Source organism: Halogeometricum sp. S3BR5-2, from assembly GCF_031624635.1.
Classification (GTDB): domain Archaea; phylum Halobacteriota; class Halobacteria; order Halobacteriales; family Haloferacaceae; genus Halogeometricum; species Halogeometricum luteum.
The window spans coordinates 11911-24851 of record NZ_JAMQOQ010000005.1; the positions used below are offsets into that span (position 1 = coordinate 11911).

Genomic DNA, 12941 nt, shown 5'->3' on the forward strand with positions numbered 1-12941 from the left:
AGGCCGAGCGAGCGGTTCGCCCCTTCGAGCGTTTTCCCGACCTCGAACTGTCGAGGCGTTGGGGTTTATGTGCGCCGGTTCGGAATCTGCCCCGTGTCACTCCTTCCCTCGGAAGACCGACCGACCCCGGTTCCCCTCGCGGACGTGTCCGTCGACGACGAGTTCTGGAACGGGCGATTGGCGACGAATCGCGAGACGACCATCGAGCATCAGTACGACCGACTCGGAGAGCGCTGCCTGCCGAACTTTCGGCGCGTCCGCGACGGAGAGACCGGCGGGTTTCGGGGGATGTGCTTCGAGGACTCCGACGCCTACAAATGGCTCGAAGCCGCGAGCTACGTCCTCGCGAACCGCGACGACCCGGACCTGAAAGAGCGGGTAGACGAACTCGTCGACCTGATAGCGGCCGCTCAGGACGAGAACGGCTACCTGAACACGTACCACCAACTCGAGTTCGACGAGGAGCGCTGGACCAACGTTCGGAACCTCCACGAACTGTACTGTGCGGGGCATCTCATCGAGGCGGCCGTCGCACATTACCGCGCGACCGGCGAGCGCTCGCTGCTGACGGTCGCCACGGAGTTCGCCGACCACGTCGACCGGGTCTTCGGGACCGGCGAGGGCGAACTCGACGCGGCGCCGGGGCACGAAGAGATCGAACTCGCGCTGGTGAAACTCCATCGCGCGACCGACGAGGAGCGCTATCTCGAGTTGGCGAGGTACTTCGTCGACGCGCGGGGCACGACCGGGCGCTTCGAGTGGGAGACCGATCACGCCGAGGAACTCCCGGGCGACGAGGAGTGGCACACCGGGTCGGAGTACGACCCGACCTACTACCAGACGCACGCGCCGGTGCGCGCCCAAGAGACCGTGGAGGGTCACGCGGTTCGCGCGATGTACCTCTTCTGCGGCGCCGCCGACGTGGCCGGCGAGACGGACGACGAGGGCCTGCTCGACGCCCTGGTGGGACTCTGGCGCAACATGACCGAGCGGCGGACGTACGTCACCGGCGGCATCGGGTCGACGGCGGACGGCGAGCGCTTCACCGAGGACTACGACCTCCCGAATCGAACGGCGTACGCCGAGACCTGCGCGGCCGTCGGCAGCGTCTTCTGGAACCGCCGGCTGTTCCGTCTGACCGGCGAAGGACGCTTCTACGACGTCCTCGAACGGGCGCTGTACAACGGCGCGCTCGCCGGCACCTCGCTCGACGGCACCGCGTTCTTCTACGAGAACCCGCTCGAGAGCCTGGGCCACCACCACCGGAAGGGCTGGTTCGCCTGCGCGTGCTGCCCGCCGAACCTGGCCCGCCTGCTGGCGTCGCTCGGCGAGTACGTCTACGCGACGACCGACGGCGGGGTCTACGTGAACCTCTACGTCGGCAGCGAAACCGAGGTCACGGTGGCGGGCGAAACCGTGTCGGTGACTCAGCGGACCGACTATCCGTGGGAGGGCTCCGTCGACCTCGAAATCGGAGTGGATTCGCCCGTCGAGGCGGCGCTACACCTCCGCGTCCCCGAGTGGTGCGCCGACGCCCGACTCAGCGTGAACGGCGAGCGGGTCGAGGGCGAGGCCGACGACGGCTACCGTACCCTCGACCGGACGTGGCACGACGGCGACAGCGTCGAACTCTCCCTCAACCTCCCCGTCCGACGGATGATGGCCCACCCGGACCTCCCCGACGACGCCGGGCGCCTCGCCCTCCAGCGCGGCCCGCTCGTGTACTGCGTCGAGGAGACGGACGTCGACGTCCCGCCGTCGCGTCTGCGGATGGACTCCGAGGATTCGCTCGACGCCCGCTGGGATGAGGACCTGCTGGACGGCGTGGTCGCGCTCGAAGGTGAAACCCGCGTCGCCGGCACCGAGGGCTGGGACGGTCGTCTGTACCGGGAGTGGGAGGAGCACCGAGAGGAGAAGCGAGTCACCGCGGTTCCGTACTACGGGTGGGACAACCGCGAGGAGGGGCGGATGGCGGTCTGGCTTCCGACAAGGTAGCCGCCGTCGGAACCGACGGAGTCGTCGCGACGGACCCGCGATGCTGATCCGAAAATGCTTCGTAACGTTTATGTCTCTAGATAGTGAATATCAGGTATATAGTTGTATGCCGCCACTATAGTAACCCGTTTTTCGAGTGGCTATGTATATACGCATAATTCCAATCCTCCCACCGTCCAATGGGGAAGTATGCACACAGAAGCAGAACTCAACGACGAATTCGAACCCGTGGACGCCGACGAATGCACCGAGATGCGACTGGCCGCCGAAGTGGGGTACACGGTCGAAGCGCTCTCGACGCACTTCGAGTTCGACGAGGACACCGTTCGGCACCACCTCGACGGGCACTGCTCGCACTACTGAGTCGCTTCGTCTCGAAGGGGGGAGATAGAAGACGGGGGTAGAGAAACGGGGAACAGGGGGGTACGCGGAGAGCCGAACGCGGCGGGGAAACCGACCGGGGGGTCGGAGGAACCGCGGACGGACGTCGCCGGGGGGCGACTCAGTCCGTCGTCGCGGCCGTCGGACCGGACGCGGACGACGCGTTTTCGCGGCCTATCTGAACGCCGACGAGCAGCGACGCCGTTCCGACGCCGAGCACGAGAAATCCGAGGGCGATGGTGAGACTCGACGGGATGGGGAGGTTCGTGTGGACGCCGAACTGCGCGCCGCCGACGATGAGGAGGATATAGAGGAGCTGCCACCGGGAACGGGACGCGCGCAGGTCGCTCCGGAAGAACAGCAGTCCGACGACGGTCCAAGATATCCAGACGAAGAACGCGAGCCACGGGTCCCAGAAGCCGTCGACGTAAAGGACTGCGACGGGAACGGCGCCGACGGCGGCGCCGGAGAGGAGGGACGTGCGGTCGAACACACCGTGAATCACGGACGAGTTGTCAAATAATTGTCGATAGTCGGGCGGGACGACGCCGCACGTCCGGAGGGGCGGACGCCGAGACAGTCATGCGGTCAGTCGACCTCGGACCTCAACTCGGAGTCGAACTCCACGCCCGCCTCGCTCACTCGCACGAGTCCGCCTCCGTACGGGAAATTGACCGTGACGGCCGTCTCCGACGTGGTGAAGAGCGCTTCGAGGGCTTCCGGGTCGACCACGCTCGACACCGGCCGGAGGTCGAGCGGCTCGCAGTCGTTCGCCGCCGCGACCCGCGAGACGATCTCGTGTAACAGCGGTTCCCGGGGTGGTTCGTCAGTCGGAAGTGCGTCAGAATCGGCCCTCGTGGTATCGTTGCTCATTGTTTCCCCTCTCCGACTGCGTCCGCGACGTCCGCACCGGCGTCACCGCGTTGCCGTCGTGATTCGTGTGATGACGCGTAGTAGCAAATAGATGGGGGTAGAGCCACTGAATCGCCAGTTCCTCGACAGGACTGTCGGTCGGTACGGCGGCGTCGAGCCGGATTTTTACGGCTCGCGCATCTACCGGCCGTCCCCGTCGAGGGTGACGACGCGTGACCGACGATACCCAGCACACCGAGACGACGTCCGTCCGGCCCGCGAACAGCCTCCGCGCGGTGCGAGAGTGGATCCTCCTTCGAGGCGACAGAACGGTCGTGAGCGCCGGTATCGTCGGCGCCGTCCTCGTCGCCTTGACCGGACTGTCGCTCTCGGGTGAGTTCCCGCTCTCGGACCTGCAGGCGGTGTACTACGTCTACGGCGGCGTGATAAGCGGAAATCTCACGCTCATCACCGTCGTCGTGTCCGTCAACCAGTTACTCCTGTCCCGCGAGTTCAGCGCGCCCGGCGAACTCCGTCGGCAGATATCTGACGTGATAGACTACCGGCGCGATGTCGAGGACGCCGCCGGGCGAATCGCCCCGGTGGAACCGCTGGAGTTCCTTCGCCTGCTGCTCGAAGCGACGCGACAGGAATCGCAGGCGCTGGGCGGATTGGTCCGCGAGTCGGAGCTGGCCGTCGCCGACGAGATACTAGACGTGATGGCGACGCTCACGGAGGAGTTGGACCGCACCGACGAGCTGCTCGTCGGCGGCTCCTCAGGCACCATCGACGTGCTTTCGGCGATGCTGACGACGAACTACGCGCGGCAGATAAACGACCTCCGGCGGACGAAGCACGACCACGAGGGAGACCTCCCCGACTCCGTCGAGGCGTCCGTCGACCGCCTCATCGACGGCCTCCAGAGCATCGACGTCGCCCGCCAGTACTTCAAGACGGTGTACTTCAAACAGGAGCTGTCGTCGTTCTCGCGCGTCCTCCTCGTCACCGGCCTCCCCGCGGAGGGAGTCGCCATCGCGTCGCTGCTGTTCATGACCGTCGAGTCGGGAAATCCGGCCGCGGTGGACCACCTCAGGTTGTTGGTCCCGGTGTCGATAACGCTCGCGCTGACGCCGCTGGCCGTCCTCGCGTCGTTCATCGTTCGGACGGCGACGGTCAATCGCCGCACCGCGGCGACGATACCGTTCACCGCGCCGGAACAGGAGAAGTAGTCCCCACTCCCGCGTCAGTCGTTCATGCGGGCCTTGTCGAACGGGTAGGGAGGGAGGCGGAGTTCGTCGAGGCCGGGGAGGTGTTTGACGTTGTAGACGACCTTCATCTCGTCGGAGACGGGGCCGCCCATGCAGGAGAGGCGGATGTCGCTGTCGAGCATGGTCGAGGGGAGGATGTGGTCGCCGGGCGTGTCCATCTCGCCCTCGAAGACGGCGACGGCGCAGTTCGCGCACGCGCCGCCGCGGCAGGCGTACGGCCACGCGAACCCGCGGTTCTCGGCCGCTTCGAGCAGCGTCTCGTGCGGGTGTGCCAGGAACTGGCCGTAGTCCTCGTGGGCGAGACCCGCCTCGGCCGCCTTCTCGAAGAGGTCGTCGTCGCCGAGGTCCCAGCCGTGGTCGTCGAGCACCTCGTAGTTGAGGTACTCGACCCGCGACCCCTCCTGTTCGGCCTCCTCGTCCTCGCCGGCGTCCGAGTCGTCGACGCCGGCGGACTCGGCGCCGGGGTCGGAGTCGTCGGGGGAACCGGGACCGGCCGCGGCGCCGTTCGAGGCCGGGTCCGGGACCTCGCCGGACATGATCTGCTCGTAGGCGGTCCGGACCCGGTGAAACTCGCTGGCCGACCCGCCCTGGTCCGGGTGCACTTCGATGACCCGGCGCCGGTAGGCCCGGTCGACCTCCGCGTCGTCCGCGTCCGGCCCGACTCCGAGAACGTCGAACGGAGAATCCACGCTCGGCGGTAAGGAACGGGCACGTAAATCCTCTCCCCTCCCGGAAACTCGACGCCTTCCCGGCGGGCGTCCGACGGACGGCGGAAGAGTCGACGATAGGGGCGCCCAAATTCTCAAAACGGGGAATTGCTGGCGTAGCTATAACCGTCCCCGTCGTGCAGTGGCGAGCAACATCCGAGGCTACATCGTGTCACGAAACCCTCCAGACGGGGACGACGCCGGACTCGAAACCGTCGACGACAGCGCGGAGAAGCGGACGCCGGACCGGACGGCGGGCGAAGAGCGAGCGACCGGTGTCCCCGACGACCCGGACGGCGCCGTCGACCCGGCGGCGTACGTCGACCGGGTGGTCGAGACGGCGCTGTCTGACCCCGTGGCCGCGGGCGACGCCGTCGGCGACCTGCTGGTCATCGTCCGCGACTGCGGGGACGAAGCCCGACGGGCCGCCGAGGAGGCGTTGGACCTCATCGGCCTCCTCCGCCCCGTCGAGTTCGAGGTGTGGGCCGACGACGTCGCGGCGTTCGCCGCGGCCGACGCCGAGTCGCTCTCGTTCGTCGGCATGCGCGCCCTCGCGCAACTCGCCGCCGTCCGCCCCGCGGCGGCGCGGAAGGGTCTCGACGCCGCCGTGCGGCGCTTGGAGACGCCGCACGCACCGACCCGATGGGCTGCCCTGGCCGTCGTCGGCGAAGTCGGCGAGGCGTTCCCCGAATCGGTCGTCCGGACCGACAGACAGGTGACGGCGGCGATGCGCGACGGCGACGCGACGGTGCGACTCGCGGGCGTGATGGCGGCCGGGAAACTGCTCGGCGCCGACCCTCGGCGGTTCCCGCGGACGGTGACGGCGCTCCCCGAGACGCTGTCGGACGACGACGGGGACGTGCGGACGTACGCGCACGTCTCGCTCGTCCACTTCGCCCGCGAGCATCCCTCGCAAGTGCCGGAGCGACGACGCGCCGTCGAGCGACTGGCCGCCGTCTCCGACGCGGAACTGGGCGTGCGCGAGGGGTCGACGAAGGACGCGATGACGAAACTGCTCGCGTGCGAACCCGGATTCGACCTCTGAGCGTCGGTTCGTTCCCGTTTCTCCGCCGCTCCCCGCTCGACGAACGTTCAAGTACGGGAGCGACGCCAGCGTCCCCGTGTCACGACCCTCGACGCCGTTCTCGCACCTCGCGCGGGCGGCCTACTGCCCCCGGCAACTGTACTACGCCGAGAAGTACGACGACCACGCGCCGCCGCCCGAGGTCGAAGCGGTCCGGGAACTCGCGTTCCGCTACGACGACCTGCGGGCGGCGAACGACGCCGAACTCGCCGACCTTCCGCTCTCGGTCGCTCCCGGCGCCTACCGCGCGAACCTCGAACGTCTGACCGAGCGCGACGACTGGGCGGGATTGGCCGACCCGTCCGGTCGCGAAGTGTTCCTCCGCGGCCGCGACTGCCACGGAATCGCGCACAAGGTGCTCGACGGCGACCCGCCGACGCCCACGCTCGTCTCCCCCGGCGACCCGCCCGAACGCGGCGTCTGGGAACCCCAGCGCGTCCGCGCCGTCGCCGTCGCCAAGGCGTTGGCGTGGGAGCGCGAGGAGGAGATTCCGCGGGCGCTGGTCGAGTATCCGGCGCACGGCGTCGTCCGGACGGTCCGGGTCACGACGCGGAACGCGGGGGCCTACCGGCGGACGCTGTGGACGGTCAGGCGGACGACGGGCGTGCCGCCCCGCGTGAACGACTCGGCGAAGTGCGCGTCCTGCGAGTACCGGACGACGTGCGGGACGAAGACGCGGTCTTTGAAGACGCTGCTTGGGTTGTGAGAGCTCCCGAGTTCCGACGACCGCCTACTCGACGGTCGGCGGGTCGCCCGTCTCCTCTGTGAGCCACGCCGCCACCTCGTCGGACATCGCGCCGCGGCGGTGAATCACGTTCCGCCCGGGGTCGACGACGGTGCTCTCGGTGCCGCCGGGCGTCTCGCCGGCGTCGAGGACCGCGCCGACGCGTTCGCGGAGGTCCGGGTCCAGTTCCGCGGGCGTCCGGACGCTGGGGGCGCCGCTCCGGTTCGCGCTGGTCGCCGTCACGGGCCGGTCGGCGCGCCGGTAGAAGTCCAGCGTCACCTCGTAGTCGGGGACGCGGACGCCGACGCGGTCGCCGCCGGCCGTGAGCACGTCCGGGAGGGCCGGGCCGCGTTCGACGACGACGGTGACGGGGCCGGGGAGGAACCGCTCCATGAACCGGGCCTCGAACGGGGTCGGGCGGGTGTACTCGCGGGCGGCGGCCACGTCGGGGACGCCGACCGAGAGCGGTTTGGTCCGGTCGCGCCCCTTCAGTTCGAACACGCGTTCGACGGCGTCCGCGTCCGTCGCGTCCGCGCCGAGGCCGTACACGGTTTCGGTCGGATAGACGACGGCCTCGCCCGCGCGGACGGCCGCCGCGGCCGCGTCTATCGAGTCGTCGAGGTTCGACATCGCTCGTCGGATGGGAGACGGCGGGGGAGTAAGAGGGTGCCGGAGCGTTACGCGTGCTCTTCGACGGCCTCGGCGACCTCCTCGTAGTCGGGGAAGTCGGGCCACTCGCTCGCGACCCACGCGTACTGTACGGTGCGCTCCCCGTCGAGGAGGAAGACGGCCGGACGGTGCTCGGTGATGCCGGTCATGCCGTCGAGGGGGTTCTCGATGCCGTACCCCTCGGCGACGCCGGCGGCGGGGTCGGAGTAGAGGCGGACGGAGTCCTCGATGTCGCGTTCGTCGAGGAGCGTCTTGTGCTCGTACGGCGAGGAGACGGAGACGCCGACGGTGGCCACCCGGTCGACGACGCCCTCGTCGCGGAGGTTGTTCCAGACGTACGTCGAGGGGAACGCGCCGTCCATCGGGTGGAAGACGAGCAGCACCGGTCCCTCGTCGGTGAGGTCCGAGAGGGCGACGTCCTCCCAGTACTCCGGGCCGACGAGCGGGCGGGTGAAGTCGGGCGCGGTGTCGCCGACTTCGGGGTGGTCCGACTCGGGCAGGTCGACGACTTCGAAGTCGACCATCAGGCCGCACCCCCTTCGCTCGCCTCAGAGCCGTCGCCGTAGGTGTTTCTCAGGTAGTCGACGATGTTCGCCGACTCGGACATCGTCACGCCCGTCTCGTCGTCGACGACGGCCGGGGCGGTCCGCTTGCCCGAGATGCGCTTGACGACGTTCCGGTCGGAGTGCATCGGTTCGACGAAGCGCGACTCGTAGGCGAGGTCCAGTTCGTCCAGCACGCGGACGACCCGTTCGCAGAAGGGGCACGCCTGGAGTCGATACAGCGTAATCGCCGGTTCGTCGCCCGTCATGCTCGCCCGTAGGGTTGTCCGGTCCCTAAGCGCTTCGCCCCCGGAATCCCCCGCCGCGAGCGGCGAAACCCGACGAGACGGGCGTTCGGACCGGAGGGAGAGGGCAACTCTTAATTCCGGGGCCGGACAAGTGGACGTATTTGCATGGGTTTGTCGTCGCTCGTACCATCTCTCGCTGCTCAGCACCGCCCTCCGGCGGGTTCGGCAGTCTCCGTTCAGCCCGCCAGTGCGATGAGTAACGCGGCCTCCTCGGTCGCGGCCGGCGTCCTGCAGGTGCCGACGGTCCCGGTAGACAACACCACCATCACCATCGGCGGCGCCGTCGCCATCGTCCTGCTCATCGCCCTCTCGGCGTTCTTCTCCTCGTCGGAGATAGCGATGTTCTCGCTCGCCAAGCACCGCGTCGACTCGCTCGTCGAACGCGGCGTCCCGGGAGCGAAGGCCGTGAGCGACCTCAAATCCGACCCGCACCGACTGCTCATCACCATCCTCGTCGGCAACAACATCGTCAACATCGCGATGTCGTCCATCTCGACGGCCATCGTCGGCATCTACTACGACGCCGGCCTCGCGGTTCTCATCTCGACGTTCGGCATCACGACGCTCGTGTTGCTGTTCGGCGAGAGCGCGCCGAAGTCCTACGCCGTCGAGAACACCGAGTCGTGGTCGCTCCGCATCGCGCGGCCGCTGAAGTACTCCGAGTACGTGCTGTTCCCGCTGGTCGTCTTCTTCGACTACCTGACGCGCGTCATCAACAAGGTGACCGGCGGCCGGTCGTCCATCGAGACGTCGTACATCACGCGCGACGAGATTCAGGACCTCATCCAGACCGGCGAGCGCGAGGGCGTCATCGAGGAGGAGGAACGCGAGATGCTCGACCGCATCTTCCGCTTCAACAACACCATCGCCAAGGAGGTGATGACGCCGCGTCTCGACATGACCGCCGTCTCGAAGGACGCGACGCTCGACGAGGCCATCGAGACCTGCATCCAGTCGGACCACGAACGCGTCCCCGTCTACGACGGTAACCTCGACAACGTCATCGGCATCGTCAACATCCGCGACCTCGTCCGCGAGCAGTTCTACGGCGAGGGCGGCGGCAAACTCGCCGACATCGTCCAGCCGACCTTGCACGTTCCCGAGTCGAAGAACGTCGACGAACTGCTGGCGGAGATACAGGACAACCGCCTGCAGATGGTCATCGTCATCGACGAGTTCGGGACGACCGAGGGCCTCCTCACGCTGGAGGACATGGTCGAGGAGATCGTCGGCGACATCCTCGAAGACGACGAGGAGGAGGCGTTCGAGTTCGTCAACGAACGCGAGACGCTCGTCCGCGGCGAGGTGAACATCGACGAGGTGAACGAGGTGCTCGAACTCGACCTGCCGGAGGGCGAGGAGTTCGAGACGCTCGCCGGATTCATCTTCAACCGCGCCGGCCGCCTGGTCGAAGAGGGGGAGGAGATCGCGTTCGAGGGCATCACCATCCGTATCGAGCAGGTCGACAACACGCGCATCATGAAGGCGCGAATCACCGTCGACGAGTCCTACGACCCGCAGGACCAAGAGGAGTCCGAGGCCGAGGAGATAGAGAACGAGTCGTGAAGCGGGTCGTGAGGTCGTGAACGTGCGGTCCCGCCCTCAGGCGAGGGCCCACAGCGCCACCAGCACGAGTGCGACGCCGAGGAGAACGACGGCCAGCGCGTACGCCGCCAGCACGCTCCGCGAGTCCGCGACCGGCGCGCCGTCGGCGCGGCGCGAGAACACGTCGGTCGTCGGAATCGCCGTCGGCGGCGCCACGAGCGAGTAGCCGGCGAGGACGAAGCCGCCGGCGCCGACGACGACGAAGGCGAGGCCGACGAGCGTCAGTCCGCGAGCGAGTCCTAACGCGAGGAACCCGACCCCGAACAGGGCCCAGAACGCGGCGTAGAGAACTCGTCCGAGTCGACCGTCGTCCTCGCCGGCCTGGTCGGGCCGCTTCACGGGGGAGGACATGAGAGGAGATACGCGTCCGAGCGGGATGAGCGTGACTCTGGCGACACGAAGAAGGACGGGAACTCAGAGGCCGAAGAGGAGCGCCAGCGCCGTGAACACGCCGTAGGAGAGCCCGAACGCGAGGGCGAGCGATCCGGCCCACGCGAGCACCGTCTTCACCATCTTCTCGCGACTGACGCCCGCGCCGCCGGCGGCGAACCCGCTGCCGACGATGGCGCTGACGATTATCTCGTTGAACGACACCGGGATGCCGAGCGCGACGGCCACCTGCGCGATGGCAAAGGAGGGAATCATCGCCGCGATGGAGCGCCGCGGTCCGAGCGAGGAGTAGTCCTGCGCGAGCGCCTTTATCATCCGCGGCGCGCCCGTCCACGACCCGACGAGGAGGCCGAGGCCCCCGCCGGCGAGGAGCGCCGGGAGCGGGAGGGCCACCTCGTCGAGCAGGGGGACGAGCGGTCCGATGGCGAGGCCGACCTGGCTCCCGCCCGCCGAGAAGGCGACGAGACCGCCGAGGACGAGCAGGAACCGGCGCTGACCGGCCGCCTCGTCGCGGCGCATCTCTCGGGCGACGGCGGCGGCGGCGAGGAGGGCGACGGCGAGCGTCACGGCGACGGCGCCGAGGGGGACGCCGCCCGCGTCGACGGCCGGCAGCGACCGGGCGACGTACCCCGCGATGGACCCGGCGTCGGCGCCGCCGCCCGCGAGGAGGGCGAAGTCGATGTTGGCGACGATGGCGCCGACGATTCCCGCGAGCACCGGGACGGCGACCCGTTCGGGCACCGACTCGTTGCGGAGCAGGCGCGCGGTGCCGTACGCCGCGCCCCCACCGAGGAACGGCGTGAGCACCCACAGCGAGACGATCTGTTGGTACTTGTCCCACGCGGGCGCGCCGCCGTTGGCGAGGCCGACGCCGACGACGGCGCCGGTGACGGTGAACGCGGTGGCGATAGGGTAGCCCGCGAACACGCCGAGGGCGACGAGGCCGGCGGCGAGGATGAGCGCGACGGTGGCGGCGCTCGCGGTCAGCACGTTACCGACGACGAGGTCGTTGCCGACGGCCTGCGTGACGTTCGCGCCCTGCAGGAAGGCGCCGGCGAAGCCGAGGAGACCGACGATAAACCCCGCGCGCATGACCGAGATGGCGTTCGCGCCGACGGCGGGGGCGAACGGCGTCGAACCCGAGGAGCCGGCGCCGATAGCCCACGCCATGAACAGACTGGCCAGTGCCGCGACGACGAGCGTCGCGAGCGTTCCGAAGGCGGCCATCGGCCGGCTACTTCCCCCGGTATCCCTCGTCGAATCCCTCGCGCATCCCCAGTACCGTCCGGCGGACGAAGAGATACCCGAAGAAGACGAACAGGAGGATGAGAACGACGAATCCGACGAAAATCGGCTCCGAGAGGACGAACTCGACGGCGCCGTCGAGGAAACTCTGCAAGGGGCGGGAGAACATGGCCGAGGCTTTCTTGGGCGGAGGTAAAGCCGTTTCGCCGCGCTCCGGGCCGAAAGGAGGAGAAGACTCATGTCGACGCACCGGAAATCGGGCGACGACGTGGCCGACATCCTCCCCTTCCGACCCGACCCGTCCGACGACGACAAGGAGCCGCGCGTCGTCGGACTGGACGGCGAGGAGGTGTCGGACCTGCTCTCGGCCATCTCCTCGGAGACGGCCCGGACCATCCTCTCGTCGCTCCACGAGGACCCCGCGACGCCCTCGGAAGTCGCCGACCGGGCCGACACCTCGATTCAGAACGCCCAGTACCACCTCGGCCGCCTCGAAGACGCCGGCCTCATCGAACCGGACGGGACGGCCTACTCGGAGAAGGGCCGGGAGATGACCGTCTACGCGCCCGCCGACCGGGCGCTGGTCGTCGTCGCCGGCCGGGAGGAGGACACGAGCGGCCTCCGGTCGGTGCTCTCGCGACTGCTCGGCGGCCTCGGCGTCGTCGCCCTCGGCAGCGTCGTCGTCGACCGACTGACGCGGACGGCGGCGGGGCCCACCGTCTCGCTCGCCGGCGACGGGGGCGAGGGCGGGGCGGCGCCGGGCGCCCCCTCCGGCGCGAACGCAACGGGGGCGACGGCGGGGTCGACGTCGACACCGACCGCCGCCGCGACGCCGACGGACGCCGGAAACGGCGGCAGTGGGGGCGGATTCAGTATCGCGGAGGCGCCGTCGACGGCCGGCGGGGAGGCGACGAGTACGGAGGCCGCGACGCGGGCCGCGGAGGCGACGCAGGCGGCGGAAGCGCCGAGCGGCGCGGGTACGCACGCCGCCGATGCGACCCGGACGGCGCTGGAGACGGCCGCCGGTTCCGGCGGGGGCGGCGCGGACGCCGTCCCCGTCGTCGCCGCGCTGTCGACGCTCGCGCCCGCGGAACTGTTCTTCCTCGGCGGCGTCGCGACGCTCGCCTGCGCGACGGCCTACTGGTGGGTCACCCGCTGACGGAGCGGCGGG

General features: G+C 69.1%; 16 protein-coding genes. 7 read left to right on the top strand and 9 right to left on the bottom strand.

Annotation, left to right across the window (positions count from 1 at the left end; translation table 11 throughout):
* Positions 1–93 precede the first annotated feature (93 nt).
* A complete protein-coding gene (locus NDI79_RS16640; RefSeq protein ID WP_310929748.1) occupies positions 94–1995 on the top strand; it encodes a glycoside hydrolase family 127 protein in 1902 nt (633 codons plus the stop codon).
* A 189-nt stretch (positions 1996–2184) separates the two neighbouring features.
* Positions 2185–2358, top strand: a complete 174-nt coding sequence (locus NDI79_RS16645) for a hypothetical protein (protein WP_310929750.1) — start codon at positions 2185–2187, stop codon at positions 2356–2358.
* A gap of 139 nt (positions 2359–2497) precedes the next feature.
* Here the strand turns inward: NDI79_RS16645 and NDI79_RS16650 are convergent, their stop codons facing one another.
* Both NDI79_RS16650 and NDI79_RS16655 read right to left on the bottom strand, forming a co-directional pair.
* Entirely contained in the window at positions 2498–2869 is a 372-nt protein-coding gene (locus NDI79_RS16650) for a hypothetical protein (RefSeq protein ID WP_310929751.1), read from the bottom strand.
* Between the two features lie 95 nt (positions 2870–2964).
* Positions 2965–3249, bottom strand: coding sequence for a HalOD1 output domain-containing protein (locus tag NDI79_RS16655; RefSeq protein WP_310929753.1), 285 nt, complete (start codon positions 3247–3249; stop codon positions 2965–2967).
* Positions 3250–3461: 212 nt separating this feature from the next.
* Here NDI79_RS16655 and NDI79_RS16660 point away from each other — a divergent pair, with 212 nt between their 5' ends.
* Entirely contained in the window at positions 3462–4457 is a 996-nt protein-coding gene (locus tag NDI79_RS16660) for a DUF7972 family membrane protein (RefSeq protein ID WP_310929755.1), read from the top strand.
* Between the two features lie 14 nt (positions 4458–4471).
* Here the strand turns inward: NDI79_RS16660 and fer are convergent, their stop codons facing one another.
* A complete protein-coding gene (gene fer, locus NDI79_RS16665; protein ID WP_310929756.1) occupies positions 4472–5185 on the bottom strand; it encodes a ferredoxin Fer in 714 nt (237 codons plus the stop codon).
* A 187-nt stretch (positions 5186–5372) separates the two neighbouring features.
* Here fer and NDI79_RS16670 point away from each other — a divergent pair, with 187 nt between their 5' ends.
* Positions 5373–6248: an adaptin gene (locus tag NDI79_RS16670; protein ID WP_310929757.1), complete on the top strand. Its 876-nt coding sequence runs from the start codon at positions 5373–5375 to the stop codon at positions 6246–6248.
* A 76-nt stretch (positions 6249–6324) separates the two neighbouring features.
* Positions 6325–6993 (top strand): CRISPR-associated protein Cas4, encoded by a 669-nt coding sequence (locus NDI79_RS16675; protein WP_310929759.1) that lies wholly within the window; start codon positions 6325–6327, stop codon positions 6991–6993.
* Between the two features lie 24 nt (positions 6994–7017).
* Here NDI79_RS16675 and NDI79_RS16680 read toward each other — a convergent pair whose 3' ends face one another.
* The 3 genes from NDI79_RS16680 to NDI79_RS16690 are packed head-to-tail and all read right to left on the bottom strand — an operon-like array spanning position 7018 to position 8491.
* Complete coding sequence (locus tag NDI79_RS16680; RefSeq protein WP_310929760.1) at positions 7018–7641, bottom strand: L-threonylcarbamoyladenylate synthase; 624 nt, start codon at positions 7639–7641, stop codon at positions 7018–7020.
* Positions 7642–7688: 47 nt separating this feature from the next.
* Positions 7689–8204 carry a redoxin domain-containing protein gene (locus NDI79_RS16685; protein ID WP_310929761.1) on the bottom strand — a complete coding sequence of 172 codons (516 nt, stop codon included), beginning with the start codon at positions 8202–8204 and terminating at the stop codon, positions 7689–7691.
* Positions 8204–8491 (bottom strand): glutathione S-transferase N-terminal domain-containing protein, encoded by a 288-nt coding sequence (locus NDI79_RS16690; protein WP_310929762.1) that lies wholly within the window; start codon positions 8489–8491, stop codon positions 8204–8206. The genes NDI79_RS16685 and NDI79_RS16690 overlap by 1 nt, the downstream gene beginning before the upstream one ends.
* A gap of 231 nt (positions 8492–8722) precedes the next feature.
* Here NDI79_RS16690 and NDI79_RS16695 point away from each other — a divergent pair, with 231 nt between their 5' ends.
* Positions 8723–10096 carry a hemolysin family protein gene (locus NDI79_RS16695; RefSeq protein ID WP_310929763.1) on the top strand — a complete coding sequence of 458 codons (1374 nt, stop codon included), beginning with the start codon at positions 8723–8725 and terminating at the stop codon, positions 10094–10096.
* 36 nt (positions 10097–10132) lie between these two features.
* On the opposite strand, the gene NDI79_RS16700 is transcribed toward NDI79_RS16695, so the two are convergent.
* The 3 genes from NDI79_RS16700 to NDI79_RS16710 form a co-directional block, all read right to left on the bottom strand.
* On the bottom strand, positions 10133–10486 hold the full coding sequence (locus NDI79_RS16700) for a hypothetical protein (RefSeq protein ID WP_310929764.1): 354 nt from the start codon (positions 10484–10486) through the stop codon (positions 10133–10135).
* Between the two features lie 63 nt (positions 10487–10549).
* The gene (locus NDI79_RS16705) at positions 10550–11752 is read right to left on the bottom strand and encodes an inorganic phosphate transporter (RefSeq protein ID WP_310929765.1); all 1203 of its coding nucleotides are present in this window, start codon (positions 11750–11752) and stop codon (positions 10550–10552) included.
* 7 nt (positions 11753–11759) lie between these two features.
* Entirely contained in the window at positions 11760–11939 is a 180-nt protein-coding gene (locus NDI79_RS16710) for a DUF7859 family protein (RefSeq protein WP_310929767.1), read from the bottom strand.
* A 69-nt stretch (positions 11940–12008) separates the two neighbouring features.
* On the opposite strand from NDI79_RS16710, the gene NDI79_RS16715 reads away from it, so the two are divergent.
* Positions 12009–12929, top strand: a complete 921-nt coding sequence (locus NDI79_RS16715; protein WP_310929768.1) for an ArsR/SmtB family transcription factor — start codon at positions 12009–12011, stop codon at positions 12927–12929.
* Positions 12930–12941 lie beyond the last annotated feature (12 nt).